The sequence below is a fragment of the Planktothrix mougeotii LEGE 06226 genome, from assembly GCF_015207485.1.
GTDB lineage: Bacteria > Cyanobacteriota > Cyanobacteriia > Cyanobacteriales > Microcoleaceae > Planktothrix.
In genome coordinates this window covers 1-23675 of the sequence record NZ_JADEWU010000009.1, presented here as the reverse complement: position 1 = coordinate 23675, position 23675 = coordinate 1, and the positions used below count along the sequence as shown (strand labels likewise).

The 23675-nt window shown below is 39.3% G+C and carries 18 protein-coding genes and 1 riboswitch; of the genes, 8 read left to right on the top strand and 10 right to left on the bottom strand.

Features of this window, described 5'->3' with window-relative positions:
- The first annotated feature begins 62 nt into the window (after window positions 1–62).
- From ilvD to IQ236_RS06260, 3 genes are all read left to right on the top strand, one after another.
- Entirely contained in the window at window positions 63–1748 is a 1686-nt protein-coding gene (gene ilvD / locus IQ236_RS06270; RefSeq protein ID WP_193868470.1) for a dihydroxy-acid dehydratase, read from the top strand.
- 262 nt (window positions 1749–2010) lie between these two features.
- Window positions 2011–2601 (top strand): hypothetical protein, encoded by a 591-nt coding sequence (locus IQ236_RS06265; protein WP_193868469.1) that lies wholly within the window; start codon window positions 2011–2013, stop codon window positions 2599–2601.
- A gap of 168 nt (window positions 2602–2769) precedes the next feature.
- Window positions 2770–3150, top strand: coding sequence for a virulence protein (locus IQ236_RS06260; protein WP_228041456.1), 381 nt, complete (start codon window positions 2770–2772; stop codon window positions 3148–3150).
- 193 nt (window positions 3151–3343) lie between these two features.
- Here IQ236_RS06260 and IQ236_RS06255 read toward each other — a convergent pair whose 3' ends face one another.
- Together IQ236_RS06255 and IQ236_RS06250 are read right to left on the bottom strand one after the other, a co-directional pair.
- Window positions 3344–3697, bottom strand: a complete 354-nt coding sequence (locus tag IQ236_RS06255; protein WP_193868468.1) for a type II toxin-antitoxin system PemK/MazF family toxin — start codon at window positions 3695–3697, stop codon at window positions 3344–3346.
- Window positions 3697–3951 carry a hypothetical protein gene (locus IQ236_RS06250; RefSeq protein ID WP_072719161.1) on the bottom strand — a complete coding sequence of 85 codons (255 nt, stop codon included), beginning with the start codon at window positions 3949–3951 and terminating at the stop codon, window positions 3697–3699. Before IQ236_RS06250 ends, IQ236_RS06255 begins: the two co-directional genes overlap by 1 nt.
- Window positions 3952–4327: 376 nt before the next feature.
- On the opposite strand from IQ236_RS06250, the gene IQ236_RS06245 reads away from it, so the two are divergent.
- Window positions 4328–6031, top strand: coding sequence for an EAL domain-containing protein (locus IQ236_RS06245; protein WP_193868467.1), 1704 nt, complete (start codon window positions 4328–4330; stop codon window positions 6029–6031).
- A gap of 105 nt (window positions 6032–6136) precedes the next feature.
- Here IQ236_RS06245 and IQ236_RS06240 read toward each other — a convergent pair whose 3' ends face one another.
- Window positions 6137–6736: a chorismate lyase gene (locus IQ236_RS06240; RefSeq protein WP_245824241.1), complete on the bottom strand. Its 600-nt coding sequence runs from the start codon at window positions 6734–6736 to the stop codon at window positions 6137–6139.
- A gap of 90 nt (window positions 6737–6826) precedes the next feature.
- Here IQ236_RS06240 and rnhA point away from each other — a divergent pair, with 90 nt between their 5' ends.
- Complete coding sequence (rnhA, locus tag IQ236_RS06235) at window positions 6827–7303, top strand: ribonuclease HI (RefSeq protein ID WP_193868465.1); 477 nt, start codon at window positions 6827–6829, stop codon at window positions 7301–7303.
- Window positions 7304–7714: 411 nt separating this feature from the next.
- Here the strand turns inward: rnhA and IQ236_RS06230 are convergent, their stop codons facing one another.
- Window positions 7715–9139 (bottom strand): NADP-dependent isocitrate dehydrogenase, encoded by a 1425-nt coding sequence (locus IQ236_RS06230; RefSeq protein ID WP_193868464.1) that lies wholly within the window; start codon window positions 9137–9139, stop codon window positions 7715–7717.
- Between the two features lie 612 nt (window positions 9140–9751).
- On the opposite strand from IQ236_RS06230, the gene pckA reads away from it, so the two are divergent.
- Both pckA and IQ236_RS06220 read left to right on the top strand, forming a co-directional pair.
- Window positions 9752–11479, top strand: a complete 1728-nt coding sequence (pckA, locus tag IQ236_RS06225; RefSeq protein WP_193868463.1) for a phosphoenolpyruvate carboxykinase (ATP) — start codon at window positions 9752–9754, stop codon at window positions 11477–11479.
- 272 nt (window positions 11480–11751) lie between these two features.
- Entirely contained in the window at window positions 11752–12972 is a 1221-nt protein-coding gene (locus IQ236_RS06220) for a threonine synthase (RefSeq protein WP_193868462.1), read from the top strand.
- Here the strand turns inward: IQ236_RS06220 and IQ236_RS06215 are convergent.
- Window positions 12962–14302 (bottom strand): dicarboxylate/amino acid:cation symporter, encoded by a 1341-nt coding sequence (locus IQ236_RS06215; RefSeq protein ID WP_193868461.1) that lies wholly within the window; start codon window positions 14300–14302, stop codon window positions 12962–12964. The two genes, IQ236_RS06220 and IQ236_RS06215, sit on opposite strands and share 11 nt — an antisense overlap.
- 39 nt (window positions 14303–14341) lie before the next feature.
- Window positions 14342–15559: a transporter substrate-binding domain-containing protein gene (locus IQ236_RS06210; RefSeq protein WP_193868460.1), complete on the bottom strand. Its 1218-nt coding sequence runs from the start codon at window positions 15557–15559 to the stop codon at window positions 14342–14344.
- Between the two features lie 341 nt (window positions 15560–15900).
- Here IQ236_RS06210 and IQ236_RS06205 point away from each other — a divergent pair, with 341 nt between their 5' ends.
- Window positions 15901–17925 carry an adenylate/guanylate cyclase domain-containing protein gene (locus IQ236_RS06205; protein WP_228041455.1) on the top strand — a complete coding sequence of 675 codons (2025 nt, stop codon included), beginning with the start codon at window positions 15901–15903 and terminating at the stop codon, window positions 17923–17925.
- Here the strand turns inward: IQ236_RS06205 and IQ236_RS06200 are convergent.
- The 4 genes from IQ236_RS06200 to IQ236_RS06185 form a co-directional block, all read right to left on the bottom strand.
- Entirely contained in the window at window positions 17922–19256 is a 1335-nt protein-coding gene (locus tag IQ236_RS06200) for an ArsB/NhaD family transporter (RefSeq protein ID WP_193868457.1), read from the bottom strand. The two genes, IQ236_RS06205 and IQ236_RS06200, sit on opposite strands and share 4 nt — an antisense overlap.
- Window positions 19257–19353: 97 nt before the next feature.
- Window positions 19354–19869: a hypothetical protein gene (locus IQ236_RS06195; protein WP_193868456.1), complete on the bottom strand. Its 516-nt coding sequence runs from the start codon at window positions 19867–19869 to the stop codon at window positions 19354–19356.
- A 2-nt stretch (window positions 19870–19871) separates the two neighbouring features.
- On the bottom strand, window positions 19872–22013 hold the full coding sequence (locus IQ236_RS06190) for a cation:proton antiporter (RefSeq protein ID WP_193868454.1): 2142 nt from the start codon (window positions 22011–22013) through the stop codon (window positions 19872–19874).
- Between the two features lie 265 nt (window positions 22014–22278).
- A riboswitch (cyclic di-AMP (ydaO/yuaA leader) is annotated at window positions 22279–22429 on the bottom strand.
- A 109-nt stretch (window positions 22430–22538) separates the two neighbouring features.
- Window positions 22539–23387, bottom strand: a complete 849-nt coding sequence (locus IQ236_RS06185) for a M48 family metallopeptidase (RefSeq protein ID WP_193868452.1) — start codon at window positions 23385–23387, stop codon at window positions 22539–22541.
- Between the last annotated feature and the right edge of the window lie 288 nt (window positions 23388–23675).

The window sequence follows — 23675 nt, the reverse complement described above, 5'->3', positions numbered from 1 at the left end:
AACGCTACAAAAAAACGTCGTTGAACCGTTGGAACACAACCCACAAGTCCGAGGAACTATCCATGTCCGATAACTTTAGAAGTCAAACGATTACCCAGGGAACTCAACGCACCCCCAACCGTGCTATGTTGCGGGCGGTGGGATTTGGAGATCAAGATTTTACCAAACCCATCGTTGGAATTGCGAATGGTTATAGCACCATCACCCCCTGCAATATGGGGATTAATACCCTAGCATTGCGCGCAGAAGCCGCCCTCAAACAAGCGGGAGCAATGCCACAAATGTTCGGAACAATTACCGTCAGCGATGGCATTTCTATGGGGACTGAAGGAATGAAATATTCCTTAGTTTCACGAGAGGTGATTGCTGATTCAATTGAAACCGCTTGTAACGCCCAAAGTATGGATGCAGTTTTAGCCATTGGCGGTTGTGATAAAAATATGCCAGGGGCGATGATTGCGATTTCTCGGATGAATATTCCGGCTATATTTGTATATGGTGGAACGATTAAACCCGGACATTATAATGGTAAAGATTTAACCGTTGTTAGCGCCTTTGAAGCCGTCGGACAATATAGCGCTGGAAAAATTGACGATACAGAATTAATTGAAGTGGAACGTCGCGCCTGTCCAGGGGCGGGTTCCTGTGGGGGAATGTACACCGCAAATACCATGTCTTCTGCTATTGAAGCCATGGGAATGAGTTTAATGTATTCCTCAACAATGGCAGCAGAAGATGAGGAAAAAGGCGAAAGTACAGAAAAGTCGGCTTATGTGTTACGAGATGCTATTAAAAATCGCATTCTTCCCCGTCAAATTCTAACAAGAAAAGCCTTTGAAAATGCGATCGCTGTGATTATGGCCGTCGGCGGTTCAACGAATTCCGTTTTACATTTATTAGCCATTGCTAATGCCATCGGGGTTGAATTAACCATTGATGATTTTGAAGAAATTCGCGCTAAAGTTCCGGTTTTATGTGATTTAAAACCCAGTGGTCGTTATGTGGCGACGGATTTACATAAAGCCGGGGGCATTCCGTTAGTCATGAAAATGCTATTAGAAAAAGGCTTAATTCATGGCGATGCCTTAACCATAACTGGAAAAACCGTAGCCGAACAATTAGCTAATGTTCCCTCCGAACCGAACCCTGACCAAGATGTCATTCGTCCTTGGAATAATCCCATGTATGCTCAAGGACATTTAGCCATTTTAAAAGGGAATTTAGCCTCAGAAGGTTCTGTTGCTAAAATTAGTGGCGTTAAAAATCCAGTTATTACTGGGCCTGGACGGGTTTTTGAATCCGAAGAAGAATGTTTGGATGCAATTTTAGCCGGAAAAATTAACGCTGGCGATATCATTGTTATCCGTTATGAAGGGCCGAAAGGGGGCCCCGGAATGCGGGAAATGTTAGCGCCAACTTCGGCAATTATTGGCGCAGGTTTAGGGGATAAAGTCGGATTAATTACCGATGGTCGTTTCTCTGGAGGAACCTATGGAATGGTGGTCGGTCACGTCGCCCCTGAAGCAGCCGTTGGCGGTAATATTGGCTTAGTTCAAGAGGGAGATAGCATCACAATTGATGCCCATCAACGGTTACTGCAAGTTAATATTTCCGATGAAGAATTAGCCCAACGTCGTCAAACTTGGCAAGCTCCAAAACCTCGTTATACAAAAGGAGTTTTAGCCAAATATGCAAAATTAGTTTCATCGAGCAGTATTGGTGCTGTCACCGATTTAAACTTAGGTTAATTCTCCCGATTGTAGTGAGTCCTTTAGGACTCATTACACCCCCAATCGTATTAACAGTCTTCAGTATTAAATTGATGATCATGGCATAATTATAATTTTCAGGTTTGTTTGTCAAGTACGGTAAACTCTACCATTCAGAAGTTTGACACAACCAGGAAAATCCTTTATTATTAAATTGGCTGTGCGGTAAGAGCAAAAAAGCAAAAGCTTACTTATTGGCTTTTTATCACAGAGCCACTGTAAAGATACTAAGAATAAAGTAATGGTACACACTATTAGTTCAATAGTAGATTCTGTTGTTCCTGCAAAATCATACAGAGAAGACGTGGCTACAAAACTATACACGGAAGAAGAGCTACTCCAAGAGTATCCTGAACTTCAGCAAAAATATGAAAATTTTGAAACTGTATTAGATGTTGAAGGCTCTGCCTATTTTTACCAAGAGGCAGATAGCTTATTCACTGTATACGGTCTTCGGGGTCGGAGAGTAGAATATCTTGTAACAAAAATAGGGCAGAAAGCTGACGCTATTTACCTTGAGCCATCCACGATTTCTGAAGGAAGTCAAATCGCCGATCTAGCGAACAGCATGATCGTTAAGGAATCTGAGATGAATCGCTACGTTCCCGATATTGAAAAATTATCGTATTATCGTTTTGGGCCAACAACACATTTTGACCGATTAAAGAAGTTAACAGCAAAAGGTAAGTATTGGTTTCACAGCGCAAAAGGGCGTAATTTCTTAGCTACCCGGGTTGGCACAGATGAGAACGGTGAGCCTTGGTACAGGCTCTATGAGTTCTGTGTTGAAAGCCAAAATCCTCTAACGCTACGTCGGCCATCTCATATCTAAGATCAAAACTTTTATCATAGCATAGAAGTTCAGTAGTGCCAAACTACTGGTATTTTTGATTGCCTGTTTAACCCGTAGTCTCCCTAAAGCTAGGATTAAATTATTCCTAGCTTCAGGGGCTCAAACGCTATACTGGAGACAAATAATTAGCACAGGTAGTAGTAAATTATGCTGTCTTCAAAAGTTTATCCAGCCGTTAAATCTAAACTTCAACCCGCATTACTTCAAGCTGAAACTAAATCGAAAGGAAACAGAATGTACGCGATTACATTTGATATGGATATAGAATCCCTCAGAAATAACTACGGTGACCCTTACAACAATGCTTACCCGGAGATTAGAAAGATTTTGCAAAAGCATGGTTTTACGTGGCAACAAGGTAGCGTTTACTTTGGTGGTGAGAGTATAAATGCTGTAACTTGTGTTCTTGCTGCAATTGACTTGTCTCGTAATCTCCCTTGGTTTGCTGCATCTGTGCGAGATATCCGAATGCTGAGAATTGAGGAATTGAATGATTTAATGCCAGCAGTTCAGCAACAAACAGAGTAAGCTAGTGCTTAAAGTTAAAATTTTAGTAGGTGGGCAGAATTATTCTGTCAACTACTTTTTTCCTGCTTGGACAAGCATCTTGTGGGTTGTGAACTCTTCATTAGACCCATAAGGGGTGAATACTATTTTATGAGGCGTGAACGCCTCATAAAATAGGTTTATTTTTTAAGGATTGACTCTCAACTAAACTTGATTATTTCTCATCTTCATATTCATCAAGTTGTAATGTATATTCTAATGCTTCTTTTAACATCAATAAATAACTGGAGGAAAGAGTTCCTAACTTTCGGATGAGTCGTTGCTTGTCAATCACGACAATTTGATAACAAAGTGCAACAGATTCTTGAGTTAAACCCGCTTCACCAGCAGCAATAATAACTGTACCTGGTATTCTAGCCCGTTTATCATTACTGGTTAAAGGAACAACAACTACAGTTGTAGTAAAACGGTCAAGCGTATTTCTTTGAACAACAATAACGGGTCGAATACCTGCTTGTTCTGAACCGCGACTTGGATTCAAATCAGCTAAATAAATATCTCCCCGCATCACTTAACATCCTCTTGGTGAAGCTGATACAAATAATCGCTTAAAATCCCTTCTGAATAAGCTAAATCTTGGTCAGCAAACTCAGCTTTTATATCCGCAGCTTCTTGATCAGAAATACTATCCCAATCCTGAAATTGTTGTTTTTTATGTAATAAAAGTGCATATTTCAACACTTCCTCTTGCTTAGATAAGGATAATTGGGATAAGACTTTCAACAGTTGGGATTGGACAACATCAGGTGTTTTTGTGATCATCAAACCAACCTAACTAAGATTTTAAACAAACTTGATAGATTTTAGATCCTATAGATCAATTATAACCCATTTTTATTTTAGAGGAAAAAACGATACCTACGGTAAGCTGCGAAGATCGTAATTCAACACCCATTGTTGGGCTTTAGACCTCTATTCTAGCTAAGAGTTACGCAATATATGTTAACTGATTGAAGGGTTTCCTAGCTAAATATCCCCAAGCCTCTTTCAAAAAGATACCTTAACGATTAGGTCTGGGGTGATATCATTGACCCTAATTAAGTTAGATTAGTTTTAAAAAGCAAAAAATAGAGTCATAATATGAATAATGAATTTTACTTCCTTGCCATAAAGTCCACCAAATTCCATGAGTTTTCAAATGCTAGATGAAATGATTAATCTCCAAAATGCAATTATTCCTGCTTGCGCTATCGTTACCCCCGATACACCTTTGTTGCAGGCACTCCTGGCAATGAATCAAAGCAATAAACAACAATGCTTACTCTCAGAAGCTCCTCATTTGGTTGAAAATGCAAATTTTCCTTCTCAGTCTGCTGGATGTGTATTGGTGATGGAAAATGAAGAATTAGTAGGAATTTTAACAGAACGAGATACGGTTAAATTAGCAGTTAAAGGGGAAAATATTTCTCAAACAACGGTTAAAGAAGTGATGGTAAAACCTGTGATTACTTTAAATCATGAAGAATTTACGGATGTCTTTGTGGCTTATAATATGATGCGTCGCTTTCAAATTCGCCACTTACCCATTCTTAATCAACAGAAAAAAGTTTTAGGTTTAGTCACCTTAACAAGCTTGCGACAAGTTTTAAATCATCACCATTTTTTAAGGTTTCGTCAAGTTTCAGAAGTCATGACTCGTCATGTCATGACGGTTTATCCCTTTACTCCAGTTCGAGAAGTTGCCCAAATTTTAGCTCAATATAATATTAGTTGTATTGTTGTTGTTGTCGAACAAGACGGACTTTTATATCCGGTCGGGATTGTCACAGAACGAGATATTTTACAACTGCAAGCTTTAGAACTGAATTTACAAAATCTCACCGCCGAGACAGTCATGAGTTTTCCTTTATTTTCAGTTAAATCCATAGAAACTTTATCAACAGCACAGCAAATTTTACAAAAACATAAAATCAGACGATTAGCTGTCGTGGGTGAACAAGGAGAATTACAAGGAATTATCACTGAGAGTAATTTAGTTCAGGTCTTAGACCCTTTAGAATTGTATGGCATTTTAGAAATATTAGAACGAAAAGTCATGCAATTAGAAGAATGTCGAATTATCTTACTCACCAAACAAGATTTAGAATTAGCTAAAGCTTTAGAAAATAATGAATTTAGTCTTTACTATCAGCCTCAAGTTGATTTAAAAACCAGGGAAATTGTGGGTGCGGAAGCGTTAATTCGGTGGATATCTCCTCAAAAGGGAAATATTTCGCCCATAGAATTTATTCCCATTGCTGAAAATACAGGCTTGATTATACCTTTGGGTAAATGGATATTAAAAACCGCTTGTACTGAAGCTGTTGCTTGGAAATACTCTGGACTTCCTTCTTTAGAAATTTCAATTAATATTTCAGCTACTCAACTGAATGATGATAATTTTGTTCCAGAGGTTCGCTCAATATTAGATCAAACAGGTTTAGAACCTCAACGATTAAAATTAGAATTAACAGAAAGTGTCTTGGTTCATAATATTAATTTAACCTTAGAAAAATTTAAACAGTTACAGGAATTAGGAATTGAAATTGCGATTGATGATTTTGGAACAGGTTATGCTTCTTTAAGTTATATTCAAAATTTCTTGTTTGATATTTTAAAAATTGATCGCTGTTTTATTAAAGATATTACTCGAAATAATAAAAATTCTGCTATCGTTTCTGCGATTATCCGACTTGCTCGTCAACTTAATTTTAAAGTGATTGCTGAAGGAGTCGAAACCCAATTAGAACGAGATTTTTTAGCGCAACAAGGTTGTGATTTTATTCAAGGCTATTTTATTAGTCGCCCTCTCCCTTTTGAAAAATTTTGTGAGTTTTATTGGGATTATTCTAACCTGAAATAGACGGGAATGGAGATCAAATCCAGAGGAGAAAATTATTAACTTTTGACACCCCACTTAATTAACAGGCAAGATGCCTGTTCCACAGATCTATTCTTCTGTCAACAGTCAACAGTTTCCTGTTTGTCCTAAATATTGAGTTAAATAAGGGGAAAAAACTTCATAAATTAAAGTTAACGGTTTGCCATGATGCCAAAATAAATAATGACGTCCCCAAAATGGCCCTGATTCGCCAAAGGCTAATTCTAAGGCTTTGCTATCGCCATAATAAATTCCCTGCACATCCCGATAAAGTTCCGTCCGTAATCGTGCTAAACTCGCCCAGATGGGTAACGACCGATTTTGTAAATATTCATCAACATGACTGGCTTCCCACCAAGACGTTGCGTAGGCTAACCGTTGTCCTGATGCGGTTCTTAACCACACTTGACGGCGCACACGGGGGCCAGGAACGGCTAAAATCTGTTCTGGGGCGTTATCCGTACTGATGCCAATGGCTGACATATCAATCACATCAACCTCTGTGGGTTCCCCGGTTAACAGTTGTAAATGTCGAGTCGGAGAACCATCTCCTAAGAGCAAAATTTGCCAAGGGGGAGACAGTTGACTGTGGGGTAGTCCTTGTTTAACAATAGCTTCATCCCCCTGCCATCGACACCGGAGACGATGCCAAGCAGTTGGTTGAGTAACGGGTTCGAGTCTTCTAATACTGGCAGTCAAGGGTATGCAACAAAACTTAACGTCTGTTGTTTATGATAGCGCAACGGATGTCAGGTGTCAGGTTTCAACGATGAGATTATGAACGACCCTTTAAAAGAAGTTACAATTTATACCGATGGAGCCTGTAGTGGCAATCCAGGGCCAGGAGGATATGGCATCGTGTTAATGTATGGCCCCCATCGCAAGGAATTATCGGGGGGTTATCAACTCACCACCAATAATCGCATGGAATTAATGGCCGCTATTGTTGGATTAGAAGCCTTAAAGTTTCCTTGTGCTGTTAATTTATATACGGATTCTCGCTATTTAGTGGATGCAATGTGCAAAGGATGGGCGAAGAAATGGCAAAAAAATAATTGGAAACGTAATCCCAAAGAATCTGCTAAAAATCCCGATTTGTGGGAAAGATTACTCAATATTTGTCAACAACATCAAGTTCAATTTCTCTGGGTGAAAGGTCATGCGGGAGATGAAGAAAATGAATGTTGCGATCGCTTGGCTGTAAATGCTTCCCAACAACCTGATTTACTTCCAGATTTGGGTTATTCACAATAGACTTAATCCCGTTAATTTGGTTATTTTTTCCTGAAAATAAACGAGTTTTAATTATTACTGAAAATCAAACCTTAGCGTTTAAAGCTGGCGATATTGTCAATACACAAATTATTTTATTAGGCTTTAGTATTAGCATTAATGAATTATTCAGTTAAATTTCGTAGTAAGCCCTTCAGGGCTTAATTAGAGTCCTAAAGGACTCACTACAAAGTAGTAAGCCCTTCAGGGCTTAATTAGAGTCCTAAAGGACTCACTACAAAGTAGTAAGCCCTTCAGGGCTTAATTAGAGTCCTAAAGGACTCACTACAAAGTAGTAAGCCCTTCAGGGCTTCATCAGAGTCCTAAAGGACTCACTACAAAGTAGTAAGCGCTTCAGGGCTTAATTAGAGTCCTAAAGGACTCACTACGGAATTAATCATCGAAATGTTTAATAATTGCATCGGCAAATTCTGAACATTTCAACGGTTCAACGGGAGGCTCCATTAATCGGGCTAAATCATAGGTGACTTCTTGATTTGCGATCGCACCACTTAACCCTTTTTTAATTAAGTCTGCTGCTTCTTGCCAACCCATATATTCTAACATCATCACCCCCGATAAAATCAAAGAACCTGGGTTAACACGGTCTAAGCCTGCGTGTTTCGGAGCAGTGCCATGAGTTGCTTCAAAAATCGCACATTCATCCCCAATATTTGCCCCTGGCCCCATACCTAAACCCCCGACCATTGCCGCCGCCGCATCCGATAAATAATCCCCGTTTAAATTCATGGTAGCCAGGATAGAATATTCATCAGGACGGGTTTGAATTTGTTGGAAAATACTATCAGCAATGCGGTCATTGACCATAATTTTTTCCTTCCATTTACCCTGACCGTGAGTTTCCCAAATAGCATTGAGAACCCCTTCCACTTCTTGACAAATTTCGGCTTTTTTCTCAGGGGTTAGGGAATCGTAACCCGGATCAATCATCTTGGCATTATCTTCAATAGAAAGATCAGGATTTTTCTCTTTATTTCCTAAAATCCAAGATTCCCGTTCGGTGACACATTCATTACGAAACTCCGTAGTTGCTAATTCATAGCCCCAATCGCGGAACGCCCCTTCGGTGTATTTCATAATATTGCCTTTATGCACCAGCGTCACCATTTGTTTATTTTTAGGCAGACGCAAAGCTTGATAAATGGCACGACGAACTAACCGTTGAGAACCCGTTTTACTAATCGGTTTAATCCCAATTCCAGAGTCAAGACGGATTTGTTTTTTCCCATGTTCAGGAGTCGCCGGAATTAACTCCGTATTCAGAATATTAATTAATTTTTCGGCGATTTCCGTTCCTTGACGCCATTCAATTCCTAAATAAATATCCTCGGTATTTTCCCGATAGATAATCACGTCTAATTTTTCAGGGGTTTTATGAGGAGAAGGCGTTCCGGTGTAATATTTACAGGGACGAACACAAGCATATAGATCATGAATTTGCCGTAAGGCCACATTCAAAGACCGAATTCCGCCGCCGATGGGCGTGGTTAATGGCCCTTTAATGGCAACTCCATATTCCCTGATGGCGGTGGTGGTGTCTTCCGGTAAATATTGATAAGTGCCGTAGAGTTCGCAGGCTTCGTCCCCAGCGTAGACTTTAAACCAGCTAATTTGGCGCTGACCTCCGTAGGCTTTAGCAACAGCCGCATCCAAAACTTTTTCTGTGGCAGGCCAGAGGTCAATTCCAGTGCCATCTCCGCGAATGAAGGGAATAATCGGATTATCAGGAACAATGGGTTCGCCGTTTTTGAAGGTGACTTTCTCGCCTGTGGTGGGTGGAGTAATCTTTTCGTACATATTCTTGAGATGTAGATAACGATGCACCTTATTTTGTCACGATTTTTTACATAAACCCCCAGGACTACCTGAAAAATTTTAGTTTTTTGGGGTAGGATTAAGATTAAGTGGTAATTTGTTTGTAATTTGTATCAGGAAATACTGACATTTGCATAGTTATAGAAAATTTAATTGCAAAACCTGCATCTTGCATTGTTTCTTAAACAATTGACAAAAAAATACAAGAAATTTTTAAAGAAAGTTAATGTTCTGCCAGGGAAAACTGTGTATGATGATGAGTAGCGAAAGTTCATGGAACTGAATTCTTTTTTTTCACGAACTCAAGGCAACGGTGAACGAGGGTTAAGTTAAAGATCCAATATCAAACTCGTCCTAACTGAATATTCAGAAGTCAACGCTCCCAAATCGGGAATAGCAACCGTTAAACTAGCCACCTGAAAACTAAAATGATACACATGATTTGAACATCACTAACTCAGTCATAATCGAGTTTTTAAGTTCAGCGATTCTTCAATTTTTCACCCTTATTCATTTTTATTAACAGGCAGGATGCCTGTTCCACAATCCTAGAAAATTTCGTATTGATCCCTTATCTACCGGAGACTAGAAACGATGGAAAGCACTAAAACCGTTAATCCTAATGCCTATCAAGATGTATCTTCTTCTATTTTAATTAATAGCCGATTAGCCGACCAGCAGGGCGCTTTTCCCACCAAAAATATAGCCCCAAAATATTCTGAACAACCCCATTTATTAGAATTACCCCATTATGGATTAGAAGAATTAGGACTCAGAAACCTAGGTCATGTTTATCGCAACCTACCCGTTCCCACCTTAGTTGAACATTCCATTGCCCGGGCTGAGGGCATTCTCGCAGCGAATGGGGCTTTGTGTGTCAAAACCGGAAAATATACCGGACGTTCACCCCATGATAAATTCATTGTGGATGAACCCGAAAGCCGGGATGAAATTCACTGGAGCAAAATGAATGTTCCTATCCCTGAATTCAATTTTGATCGTCTGTATCGTCGGGTGCGGTCTTATGTTCAAGGACGGGATTTATACATTTTTGATGGTTATGTCGGCGCTGATCCTCATTATCAATATGGGGTACGAGTGATTACAGAACGGGCTTCTCAAAGTTTATTTGCCCAACAATTGTTTATTCGTCCCACCGCCGAACAACTTAAAACCCATCACCCTGATTTTACCGTAATTGCTGTTCCAGGGTTACACGCCGATCCTGAAGATGATGGCATTAATAGTGAAGCGTTTATTGTGCTGAATCTATCCAAAAAAATGGTAATTATTGGCGGATCTAAATATGCTGGAGAAATCAAAAAATCCGTCTTCTCCCTGATGAACTACTTCATGACCAAAGCCGATGTGCTACCCATGCACTGTGCCGCCAATATGGATGCAGACGGACACACCGCCCTATTCTTTGGGTTATCAGGAACCGGAAAAACCACCCTCTCGGCTGACCCCCAACGCTATTTAATTGGAGATGATGAACATGGTTGGTCAGATCATGGAGTGTTTAACTTTGAAGGCGGTTGTTATGCCAAAACCATTAAACTGCGTCGGGAACAGGAACCCCAAATTTGGGACGCCATTCGGTTTGGGTCTTTAATGGAAAACGTGGTTTTAGACCATGACACCCGTGTTCCTGATTATGATGATGGCAGCTTAACGGAAAATACCCGCGTTGCCTATCCCATTGAGTATATTCCCAATGCCGTGATTCCGGGGGTTGGTCGCCATCCCAAGACGATTATTTTCCTCACAGCAGATGCCTTTGGTGTGCTACCTCCCATTGCCAAACTGACGAAAGAACAGGCCATGTATCACTTCATGTCCGGTTATACCAGCAAAGTCGCCGGAACAGAACGGGGAATTAAAGACCCAGAAGCCACCTTTTCCGCCGGATTTGGTAAATGTTTCTTACCCTTGGCTGCGTCAGTCTATGCCAAATTATTAGGAAAACGATTAGAAGAACACCCCGAAACCAACGTCTATTTAGTCAATACCGGATGGTCAGGTGGCGCCTACGGAGTCGGACAACGAGTTCCGATCTCCTATACTCGTGCTATGGTGTCAGCGGCAGTGAATGGAACCTTAGACAACGCCAAGTTCTATCCCCATCCGATTTTCAAAGTGTTAGTACCCGAAAATATCCCAGGAATTCCTTCTGAAATTTTAGATCCGGTACAAACCTGGAAGAATCCCAAAGCTTATGAAAAACAAGCCAAACAATTAGCTCAGTTGTTTGTGGACAACTTCAAGAAATTTGAAGGCGTTCCTGAAAGTGTTCTGGAAGCTCAACCGAATCTTAACTAAGTTAAGCCATCGTCCGAGCTTTAACTCTACACCCTTGAATTAATCTTTGATCCAATTTCACCCCCTGGCTCTAAAAGTACAGGGGGTTTTTGTCGGTGGTGATTGCAGAACTTTGAGCATTTTTACAATTGTTTACAGTCTTCAAATCCTAGTGTAACAATTGAAAGTAGAAAATATTCTGTATCAGGGTCAACAGTTTCCTGTTAAATCTTGTTGTCAGCCGAAACTTAATTGTGAACCGAGTTAAATTCAATGTGCAATAGGAATAAAAAATGAATTTAAAAACAAAAAAGATTCATTTAAAATGCAATTCTTGTTCTCAGATTACCGCTTATCAGAAAGCATCCATTGTCTGTCCTCAATGTGGTGGAACCATTCTTCAAGCCGAGTATAATCTCGAAGAGTTAGTTCATTGTCATTGGAAAGACCAACTTTCCACTCGTTACCCCAGTTTGTGGCGCTATCACGAACTTTTACCTTTATTTGATTTCAATCATATTGTCACAATGGGGGAAGGTTGGACACCCTTAATTCATGCCCAACGCTTCGGAAAGTTAATCGGTTTAGATTATCTTTATATTAAAGATGAACGTCAAAACCCCACAGGTTCCTTTAAAGATCGACAAGCTTCCGTGACAATTTCCGTGATGAAGGAACAGGGAATTAAAGAAATGGTTTTAGCTTCAACCGGAAATGTGGCTATTTCCTATTCAGCTTATGCAGCTAGGGCGGGAATTAAACTTTGGGCCTTTCTGTCAGGTTTAACCCCCGATGAAAAAATCCGAGAAATTCGATTATATGGGGCAGAAACGGTCAAAGTCCCTGGAACCTATGATCAAACTAAACAAGTAGCTGCGGAATTTGCCCAAAATCAGGGGATTTTTTTAGATAGTGGCTTGAAAAGCTTTACCAGTGGGGAAAGCATGAAAACAATGGCCCTGGAGTTAGGCGAACAACTGCATGGAAAAGCCCCAGACTGGTTTATTCAGGGAGTAAGTGGAGCGATGGGGCCCATTGGAGTCGTTAAAGGGTTTGAGGAAATGATGGCAGTGGGAATGGTCGATCAAGTGCCCCGCTTGGGAATGATTCAATCCTCCGGTTGTAACCCAATGATACAAGCTTTTGAAAAAGGTGAACGGGAAGCCATTCCGGTTACAGACCCAAAAACGGCGATCGCCACCTTAGCAACCGGAAATCCGGGTTTTGCCTATAGCTGGCTTTATGATTTAATGCAGAAATATGGGGGAGCGATGGAACAGGCGACGGATGCTGAAGCGTATACCGTGACTCGACTATTAGCCCAAACGGAAGGAATTTCTGTGGAACCTGCGACGGCTGTAGCGTTTGCTGGGTTAATCAAACTGGCTCAACGGGGAATCATCCAACCTCAAGAACGAGTGGTGATTAATTGTTCGGGTCATACCTATCCGGTAGAAGAACAGATTTTAACAGAGGAATTTGCACCAGAAGCCTTAACCCAGTTTAAGTGGTAATTAAATCTTGTTGAGATTCTGATTCTAAGGGGAAAAACTTAGAATCTTGATCCGCAATTAAAGCCGTCGCTGCCATTCCCGTATGTACCGTACATAATGTCCGAAACGGGTCCATAATCGGGTCAATGGCAATAAATAAAACTAAGGCGGCTTCTAAGGGTAATCCTAAAGGTCTAAGAACAACGTTCAGGGTCGTTAAGGTAACAATTCCGGTCGCCCCTGAACTAGCCATTCCAGCAAAAATCGAACCGACAATGATAATAGCTAACCCCGATACACCAATCGAAATTTGATACAGTTGGGCAACAAAAACACTCGCCAAAGTGAAATAAACCACTTGACCAAAACGACCGACCGTGACCCCCAAAGGAACAACTAAGTTTGTGGTTTGTAGAGAAAATTTTAAACCCTGACTCAGGGTAGAAATCATTGAGGGTAAACACGCTAAAGCATTTGTAGTTGCTAAGGCTAAAATTGTGGGTTCTTGAGCCATAGAAAAGACATAACTTAATGGACATCGAGATCGCACCCAAATCAAAATGGTACTCACGGCATAAATTAATAAATAAGTAAAAACAGCCACCGCAATAAAATTCACCATAGCAAATACAACGTTTAATCCAGTGTGAGCAATTTGTGCCGAAAGCAAACTATATAATCCAAATGGCAGCAGCAAGGTTAACCAACTAATCCATTTATTAAAGGTGCGATAAATAATTTCTAAACCATCTAAAAAAGCCTGAGATGCTGGGGTGCTATCTTGAACCATTCCCAAAGAAATTCCAAAAATAATAGAAAAAAATAAAACCTTTAATGTATCTCCTTTACTGAGAGCATCAAAAATATTATCGGGAATCATACTGATCACAAAACTTCCTAATCCAGGCTGATTTTTTAAGGGAGGTAAAGGTTGATTTAAGGCGACTTCTAAATCAATTCCTGATTTATTCACTAATATTCCTAGGTTTTGTAGGGTTGTTGTACTTAAACCCGTTCCCGGTTTTGTGATTCCAGCAACTAATATCGCAATTACCGCAATGAATACCATTAACACCGGAAAGATAATAATAATGCGTTTGATGGATTTTGTCGCATTATTAGAAGCCATAAGTCGGCCAATACTCATTGTAATTGCTGAAATTAAAATCGGCAAAACACACATTTTCAGCAAGCTTAAATACATCTGACCAATGGGTTCAAGTTGAAAAGCCAGGGACGGTTTTAACAATCCTGTAGCAATAGAAAAAATAATGCTAATTAGCAGGAGCCAAGGATTTTTTAAAATATGAATAACCTGAGATCTCAAACTCTTTTTTTTTAATGGCTTCATGGGTAGACTCTCCTGTATCCCATTATTAATTCCTTGAATTTAGGATTCCTGCTTAAAAATATCTGGATATTTATTAATTAACTCTTCAACAGTATAGTTTAAGTTATTCAGATCCAGATAAGTATTCACAAACGCTAAGAAATGGTTATAATCCCAAGGAAGAACCATCGCCAGTGCATCCTTAGTATCCGTGAGAGCGACAGTTTGAATATCTAAAGCGGAATCAGGTTGAGCAAGTACGATTTTTTTCACTTCTAATTCATCTCGATAAGCCGCTAGGACTTCTCCTGTTTTCACCGCTTCTACAACGTCCTCCCAAGTTTCAAATTCAACCACTTGAGCCTGGGGAAATCGAGTTTTAGCAAAAAATAACGCATATTGAGTGCCCTGAATCACGCCCAATTTTCCATCTAAATTTTGAATAACCTCTTCAGGGCGTTTATTTTGAGCTTTCTTCGCTAATTCTAAACGATTCACCAATAATCCTTGACGCATACTGACATAAGGAGAAGAAAACAGGACTTTTTTAGCCCTTGCCATACTAATACTTAATTTCGAGATGCCAATATCGGCTTTGTGCTGATATACTAAATCTACAACCTCATTAAAAACTTTTGCTGACCGATCAAATTTAACTTTAACCCCTAATTCGGTAGCAATAGCTTGACCTAAATCAATATCTAATCCGGTTAATTCACCTTGGGAATTCTCGCTAAAAAAGGGCGGGTTATCCGTTCCTAAAACCGCAACAATCAGTATCCCTCGATCCAAAATTCCTTGAATATCGGGAGGAAGATTAGAGGCAGAATTTAGAGGCGTTGATACAGGAGTCCATGCCGTCAATAAAGAAGAATTATTGAGAGATTTTAAGGTGTCTTGACCTACAACCCCATCCGCCAATAATCCCATACTAATTTGGAAATTATAGACGGCTAATTCAGTTTTTTGATCGTAAATTCCATCAATTGGCCCTGTAAAATAACCGTTTTGCTTGAGTTGCTTTTGCAATTGTTTAACCGCAGTTCCGTAGCTTCCTAAACTGAGTTCTGGAGTTGATTCAGGGGGTTTTGCATCCGGATTATTGGGGGATGAAGAGGGGACGGTTACTAACGTTGTTGTTTCCCGGATTGTGGCTGGAGCTTGATGAGTTTGAGAGAATGAAGTTAGGGATGGAAACAAAATCCCAATTCCTACCACTATGATGAAGAAAACATTAAGAATTTTCCCCTTAAATATTTTATGGAATCGAGCTTTCAATGACAATCACCCTCCTGGTATCGATATAGCACCCCTGAAACATCTCATTGTTAGTATAGAAGGATACCTATGAAGAAATTTCCCTAGGTTGAATCTGATGCCTCTAAACTATATCTTAACTTCTAAGGCTACCTTACTTGATCAGTATCGATTCATTAAACTTATTTTAAGGTAACAGACATTCATGAATTAGGTACTATATTTTACAGAGCCCCATCAACTCCTGCATCTATATTCAAACTCTTCCGTTAGAACACCGTAACTTGATCCATCCTCCCAGTCTAGTCAACATACTAGGAATAGAATTGTTTTAATCCACCTTATCTTATCGCCAGATCACCATGAAAGGAATTCACAAAAATCAGGGAATCGAAACCAGCATCAGTTTAACAACTCTGCTTACCGGTTTTATTCTGTTAATGATCAGTTTTACTACCGCAATTGTTTATTTTTCTTGGTACTTTACTTCTAAAAAAAATATTGATCAGATTGTAACTCAAATTAATGAAGAAATTGCCCTATCAACATCTAAAGAATTTGCCGATTTATTTCAAGATGTATCCTATACACAAGATTTAATTGGGAGTACCATTACTCGAAATTTAATTGATATTAATGATCCGCAACAACGGGATAAATTTTTTCTCAGTGTTTTGCAATCTAATCCCAATTTTAGTTTTGTTCAGTTTGCCTACCCTAATGGTGATTATGTTGGTGCACAACGTTTATCTGTAGGAAATGATCGTTCTAAACTTGATCCCCAAGAATTATTAAAACTTCATTTTCGTCAATGGTATCCCGATGAAAAATTAGCAGTAAAAACCACAGATATTTATCAATTAGTAGAAAACGCTCTCCAATTTATAGGAACAACTCAAATTGAAGAACCGAATTGGTATGCTCCTCATCGTCCTTGGTATCAAGATGCTCTAAAAACACCGGGTAAAGCCGCTTGGACAGTTTATGTTTATCGTTCCACCAATACACCAGGGATTGATTCTAATATCACCCTTTATCAAGAAGATGAATTGTTAGGAATTATTGGTGTCGGTTTTGAACTGAAACAAATTTCTCAACGTTTAAAGGAACAACAAAAAGGACGACGAAATATTGATGTTTTTGTGATTAACTCTAAAGGAGAAATGATTGCTTCTACTGATCCCAATGAACATAATCCCATTCAAATTAAAGGTCAGGATCAACCTCAACTCAAGCTATTAAAATACTCTAAAAATCCTGCTTTTCAGCTTGCTGTTGAAATCCTAGAAAAACGGGGAATTGACTTAAAAAGGGTTAGATATCCTCAACAGTGGGGCTACGAAGATCCCCAAACCCACAAATTTTATTATATATCATTGACTCCCATGAATAAATTAGATTGGTTGGTGGGAACAGTTATTCCTGAAGATAAATATATGGAGCAAATTAAAAGAAATAATAAAATTTTACTGGTGTTTATCACCATATTAATTATTGGAACAACGGCGTTAGGAATTGTTGTGAGTGATCGATTTTTTGTTAAACCCATTAAACAGATTCAGAAAATAACCCATCGCGTTGAAAATGGGGATTTAGAAGTGGCAAAACTGGAAATTCAAACCTGTCAAGAATTAGAAGTGTTAGCTCAGGCGATTAATAAGATGATTGTGGGACTGCGAGAACGAGAACGAGAACGAGATATTTTCGGCCGTGTAGTTTCGCCAGAAGTGCGAGAAAAATTATTACAAGGTCAATTAGAATTAGGAGGAGAATTGTGTTGGGTATCCGTTTTATTTAGTGATATTCGTAATTTTTCTACCCTATCAGAAGAAATGAAACCCCAAGAAGTGGTGGCATTTCTCAATGAATATTTAACAGAAATGACTGATGCCATTCGTCCATGGGGAGGATATGTTAATAATTTTATTGGGGATGCGATTGTGGTAATTTTTGGAGCCCCCTTATCCCCAGCCGAAACGGAATGGCGGTCAGTGGCGGCGGCATTAACTATGCGTGAACGTTTGGGAGAATTGAATCAACGGCGCATTCAACGGGGGGAAGTTCCCATTCAGGCGGGAATTGGGATTAGTAGTGGCGAGGTGGTTGCGGGACAAATTGGCTCTTTAGAACGGTTATTATATACGGTGATTGGCGATGCGGTGAATGTGGCAGCACGTTTGGAAACCTTAACTAAAGAATATCCTGAATATAATATTTTAATTAATGAATCAACGGCTGCCGCCCTAGAAACTCATCAAGATATTATCTTGAAAAGTTTAGGGGAAGTCAAAGTTAAAGGTCGTAAACAACCTGTCGAAGTTTATGCGGTTTTAGAGTGGAAAACAGTAGAAATTCCTCCTCCTATTCCTACAGAAATCATGAATTAACTTTTAATTAGAAACACAACCGTAACATATAAAATCGCTATTAGCAATTGGACAACCGTTACCGGAATCCCATACCGAAGAAAGGTTTTAAACGAAATAGTTCGTCCATGTTGTTCAGAAATTCCAGCCGCAACAATATTAGAAGAAGCCCCTACTAATGTGCCATTTCCGCCTAAAGTTGCTCCAAACATCATTGCATAAAATAGCGGTAATACTTCCGGGGGGAACTGTCCGTTAAAAGCAGGGTCAAGCACTTCTGCACCCACAAATCCCACATTCACTAAATATTGTTTTAACAGGGGAACCATCGCTACCACTAAAGGAATATTCGGTATCACACTCGAAATAATCCCTACGGTTAATAACAGTAAAATTGAACCTAAAGCAATATTTTTTCCTAAAATAACTGCCAAAAGCCCTGATAAACTGTTAATCACTCCTGTTTTTTCTAATCCTCCAATTAAGACAAAAATTGACATGAAGAAAATTAAGGTACTCCAGTCTAAATCCCGTAAAATATTATTAACCGTATCAATTTTACTATGATGGGCTAACATTAAGGCTAAAGCGGCCCCTAATAACGCCACCGCCGCCGGAGAAATGGGAACAGGTAGGGTTTCTCCAATTACAAAAAATGTTAACACAAACACGATAATAAATCCCCCCATCGCTAAGGTTCGAGGATGATTAATTTGAGGATGGGGTAAATCTTCTAAATGTTCAAATTTAGTATTCCACGTTTTACGAAATAAAATTGGCAATAAAATCACCACGCTGACAACGGCTAATATTCCCCCAATACTTAAGCGTTGTAGATAATCCACAAAGCTAATATTAATTGAATCTCCGACAATAAACGTGGCTGGATCTCCGACTAAGGTTAATAATCCGGCACTATTAGCAATGAAAACCATTAAAATTAATAACGGGACAAAATCAATCCCTAAATCTTGAGCAATGGGAGGAATTAAAGGCGCTAATAACATTACCGTTGTGGCGTTGGGTAATACGGCACAAATGGGAGTAGTTAATGCTACTATTCCTAATAGTAATCGTTTCCCTTCTCCCTTCGCCAACCAAATCATTTTAACCGCTAAATAATCAAAAATTTTAGTAGGTTCAAAGGAACGAACTAAAATCATTACCCCAAAAAATAAGGCTAAAGTTGCATAGCTGCGACTAATATAAGTCACAGCTTCAGTTAAAGTCATAACATGGAGAAAAATCAGGAGAAGCGCACCTAAAAATGCAGCAATGGTCAGGTGTAACCATTCCCCCATGATTAAAATAATAACTCCCACAAACGTAATTCCAGCAATTAAAGAATCCATTGTTTTTATTCGCAATAGGGGGTTAAATAAATAGAGATATCAATATTAATGAATTGTTTTCAAGATATCGCACTCTAAAAACAATCATTTTTACTGATTAATGAGTCTGTTTGTCTGATGGAGAAATTGAGTTTAGTTTGGCGGTAAAATTGAACGGTTTTGATAAGGTTTTATCTTGTATTTTACCCTTCAATATTTTTTCGTGAAATTCTCCTGTGAGTGTTAATGAATTGGGATTTTGGGATAGTTCTGATGAACAGAATAATAACGGATTTGAAAGTCCTGATAAGCTCATTTCTTGATCATTGAACTTGCCATTTAATGCAATTTTATCCCGGTTATATTCAGATTTTTCTACGGATAAATGGGCAAAAATATAAATCCCTGACTGTTCAATTTTTAGAATTAAATCTTTATCTTTTAAACAGTTGGGAGGAGTGTCAAGCTTTATAGAATAATCACCCCCAATCGTTACAGGTGCTTGTAATTGGCTTTCTCCATAGGCTGTCACTCCTTTAAAAAGCATCAGCACTGAGGCGATTGTAGCCGCATAAAAGACGAAGGATGTCCAGTTAGAATTATGGCGCATAGTTTGATGATAATTAGATGACAAGGTTAGGTATTAATGGGTTGCTGTAATAATGATTCGATGTGAGACGTGACTTGAGAATAACTCCGAGTAATTAATAAAGATGAATAACAGTCTTGAGCTAATTGATCGGTATACCGTCCTAAAGTTTGTCGTTCAATTCCCCAGGTGCGGCTGGTGCCTGCAATGGTTAAATCTACGGTTTTTGAAGCTTCAATCACCGCTTGAATGGGATTAGTTTCTTGCAGTCGAATCAGTTGTAAACGGGATTGAATCCAGGGGGGTAATACATCAATCATATTCCGTAATTCATAGCTTAATTCTTCTTCAGGTTCATTGGGTGTGACTAGAATTTTTAAGCGACAATTGGGGTCATTGAACATCATTCTTAAGGCTAAAGTTAACCCTAAATCATCGTGAATATTAGAAGCATAAGCCACTAATAAAGACTGAATTTGTTGCTGTTCTTTATTGACAAATACGGCGACATCTGTGGGAGAGTTATTTAAAATTTTACCCACTCTTCCACCTAAACGATTATCACTGAAGGCGGGACGATGCCAACCCACTAATATTAAATTAGCTTGATCGGCTAGGGCAATTTCTCCAGTTTCTTTCGCTACATCATGGGCAATGCGAATAATCGGATAAACGCCTTGTCTGAGTTCCGGCGGATCTAAACTTTCAATTAATTCTTCTAAGCGTTTTTGTTGTTCAGAAATTAAACGATTGGCTTCATCAGGGGTGCTTTGAAATAAATAATCTTCTTCTAGCTCTACTAAACTTAAAGGATGAACTACCGCAGGCGGTTTTCCCGCAATGGCTAAGGCTAATTTTAATAATCCTTTTTGAGTGTTGGGATTGGCAACGGGAACTAAAACTCGATAGGATGGATTGATAGGTTGAGGACTAATCGGTTGAAGTTCCGGTTCAATCACATCGAGTTTAATTAACTCTTTGGGATAGGTCATTTCTAATAAGGGCGAAGTCATAAAAGTTGTGACTAATGCCATTATTACTAACAGGGTAAAAAGTAACGGTGAAATTACCCCTAAACTTAAGCCAATATTCAGAACAATGAGTTCGGTTAATCCCCTTGTATTCATTAACCAACCTAAGGCGGAGGCTTCTCGTTTTTCAATCCCACTCACTCGCGCAGCGACATAAGTTCCGACATATTTGCCAATAATTGCAACCGCAATCACTAACCCGCATAATAACCACAATTCAGGACGATTCAGTAAGCCAATTTCTGTGCGTAATCCACTGTAAGCAAAGAAAATTGGCAATAGAAAAATTAAAACAAAATCTTCTGTTTTTTCAGCTATCTCTCGGACTAAACCTGGATTTTTTGGCATCACCGCACCGACTAAAAAAGCTCCAAAAATTAAGTGAATTCCGATGAGTTCTGTAATTAAGGCAGAAGCGACTACCCCCATATAAATCCAAGCTAAAACCCATTGGGTGAGTCGCCCTGTGCGTTGATAATGGACGGAGAGTTTTTGTAATAACCACCGTCCTGCGGTTACCATTAAAATAATATAGAGAATTGATTCAATAATGGTGGGAAATGCCCCTGATATACTGTTTGTTCTTGTCACCGCGATCGCTAAGGCTAATAAACACCAGGCGGTAACATCATCAACGGCAGCACAAGTTAACGCTAAGGTTCCTAAACGGGTTCCTTGTAAATTATTTTCTGTAATAATTCTGGCTAAAACAGGAAAAGCAGTAATCGATAATGCTGAACCTAAAAATAAAGCAAAGGCTGTAAATGAAACACTATCATTAGAAACAATTGGATAAAGAATTAAGGCTGAAGAAATCCCTAATGCAAAGGGAACTACAATACTAACGTGAGAAATTAAAATCGCCTTTTCTAGTTGTCCACTCAAATATTTAGGGTTCAGTTCCAACCCTATTAAAAACATGAAGAAAATCAGTCCAATTTCGGATAAAACATTCAAATAGGACAGAGTTTCAGGGGGGAATAAAGCGGTCATCACATTAGGGGCAATTAACCCTAATAAAGATGGGCCTAGCATAATTCCAGCAATAATTTCTCCAATCACTAAAGGTTGTTTAATTCCACGACAGACTAACCCCATTAATCGGGATAATCCAATCACTATTAAGACTTGCAAAAGAACTAAAATTGCAGGGTGCATAGTCAGCCTCAAATAGGACAAAAAGAAAGTTAACAGGAATTAATAATTAACCCCCGCACTCGTTAAATTTGTGGATAACCGATTTATGCTGGGATTACCCAAAATCGGTAAACCCCAACACTCAGCCATCTGCATGACTTTCGTACACCTTGGAAAGTGTGTCTTACCCCACAATTCAACACCCTGATGGGTTAATGTTATTGAATAACAGAGTCTTGTTTTTTGGAATTCTGGTGAGGGCAATTATAAAACTTCTGCCGTTCAACAGTCTTCTCTCACAGCCGACGGGGTTAGCTGACGGGCTAGGACTGAGAGATGTCCTTCTCGACAATAGTAAACAATCGAAGATAAGCCCCTAAAAATGGTTCCCCCGTTCCAACTCCATTAAAAAAGAGTGGATTAGGCTGACTGACTCTACTTAAAAAGTTACCATACCATATTAATTGAATTTTGTCTATTCCTGCTGATCAAAAGTGCCCTGAACTTTACATTCAAGGCACTAGGGGTTCGATTAATTGGATGAAGTTAAGATAAAATCCGTTCAATCGTGGCACGATAGGAATTACTATCTAATCCATCCCCGGAATTAATAATACTTGGATCTAACAGTTGTTGCATGGCAGAAATGCGATCGCGGGTAGCGGGGTGAGTGCTGATAATCGTTGGGGGAGACCCACTTTTTAACAGTTTAGCCATAAAATCTACCGCCCCTCGTGGAGCATAACCTGCACGAATTAATGTTCCTAAACCCATGCGATCGGCTTCATATTCAGCTTCACGACTTTTGGGACGGTTTAAGGCGAGTTCTACCCCAATTTGAACTATTTTATTTCGATCTACTCCGGCGACGGTCGCCACTCCCGCAGCAACAGCAGATTGACGCATTTGTTTAATCGCATGACGACCCGCAATATGTCCGATTTCATGAGCCATTACACTAGCTAATTCCGCTTCATTATCGGCGGCGGCAATTAACCCGGTATGAATATAAACAAACCCTCCCATAGTGGCAAAGGCATTAACATTAGGATCATCAATCACTTGAAACCTATAGGGAAGATTGGGGCGATCGCTGGCTTGGGCTAAACGTTGACCAATTTGATTAATATAGTTTTGAGCTTCGGGGTTGCGAAATAATTTAACTTGTTTGGTGAGTAATTCTTCATTAATTTGTTCTCCAATTGCCACTTCTTGACGGGCTGATAAATTCGATAATTGGATAATTTGAACTCCCCTAAAGATTAACTCTGGTAAAGGAATTGCTAAAGTGGCAACCGTTGAACTTAATAAAATACTCAGAGTAACGGTTATTGAAATTAAAGGATACAACCAACGATGACGGAAAAATCGGCTCATTGAAAAGCGTTTTAACATAGTGAGTGCGTGTGAGAATTCACAGGTTAGAGGTAGAAAATAAAAGTGGGAGTGTATTCTAATCTATAGACGCAGATTATAGAAACCGGGTTTCTAACCGTTATCTGTGAGTCTCCATCAAGTTTTATGGAGAAACCCGGTTTCTGAAAGTTTCTGTTGGTGGAGTCTAAGAAACCGGGTTTCTAAACGTTATCTGTGAGTCTCCATCAAGTTTTATGGAGAAACCCGGTTTCTGAGGGTTTCTGTTGGTGGAGTCTAAGAAACCGGGTTTCTAACCGTTATCTGTGA

What these genes read in the sequence shown, in the direction of transcription:
- IQ236_RS06215 (WP_193868461.1), bottom strand. Translation starts at nt 14,302, where the DNA reads ATGAAGCCATTAAAAAAAAAGAGTTTGAGATCTCAGGTTATTCATATT.
- IQ236_RS06185 (WP_193868452.1), bottom strand. Translation starts at nt 23,387, where the DNA reads ATGTTAAAACGCTTTTCAATGAGCCGATTTTTCCGTCATCGTTGGTTG.
- IQ236_RS06250 (WP_072719161.1), bottom strand. Translation starts at nt 3,951, where the DNA reads ATGATCACAAAAACACCTGATGTTGTCCAATCCCAACTGTTGAAAGTC.
- IQ236_RS06190 (WP_193868454.1), bottom strand. Translation starts at nt 22,013, where the DNA reads ATGCACCCTGCAATTTTAGTTCTTTTGCAAGTCTTAATAGTGATTGGA.
- IQ236_RS06260 (WP_228041456.1), top strand. Translation starts at nt 2,770, where the DNA reads ATGCTGTCTTCAAAAGTTTATCCAGCCGTTAAATCTAAACTTCAACCC.
- IQ236_RS06205 (WP_228041455.1), top strand. Translation starts at nt 15,901, where the DNA reads ATGAAAGGAATTCACAAAAATCAGGGAATCGAAACCAGCATCAGTTTA.
- IQ236_RS06255 (WP_193868468.1), bottom strand. Translation starts at nt 3,697, where the DNA reads ATGCGGGGAGATATTTATTTAGCTGATTTGAATCCAAGTCGCGGTTCA.
- pckA (WP_193868463.1), top strand. Translation starts at nt 9,752, where the DNA reads ATGGAAAGCACTAAAACCGTTAATCCTAATGCCTATCAAGATGTATCT.
- rnhA (WP_193868465.1), top strand. Translation starts at nt 6,827, where the DNA reads ATGAACGACCCTTTAAAAGAAGTTACAATTTATACCGATGGAGCCTGT.
- IQ236_RS06245 (WP_193868467.1), top strand. Translation starts at nt 4,328, where the DNA reads ATGCTAGATGAAATGATTAATCTCCAAAATGCAATTATTCCTGCTTGC.
- ilvD (WP_193868470.1), top strand. Translation starts at nt 63, where the DNA reads ATGTCCGATAACTTTAGAAGTCAAACGATTACCCAGGGAACTCAACGC.
- IQ236_RS06220 (WP_193868462.1), top strand. Translation starts at nt 11,752, where the DNA reads ATGAATTTAAAAACAAAAAAGATTCATTTAAAATGCAATTCTTGTTCT.
- IQ236_RS06230 (WP_193868464.1), bottom strand. Translation starts at nt 9,139, where the DNA reads ATGTACGAAAAGATTACTCCACCCACCACAGGCGAGAAAGTCACCTTC.
- IQ236_RS06265 (WP_193868469.1), top strand. Translation starts at nt 2,011, where the DNA reads ATGGTACACACTATTAGTTCAATAGTAGATTCTGTTGTTCCTGCAAAA.
- IQ236_RS06200 (WP_193868457.1), bottom strand. Translation starts at nt 19,256, where the DNA reads ATGGATTCTTTAATTGCTGGAATTACGTTTGTGGGAGTTATTATTTTA.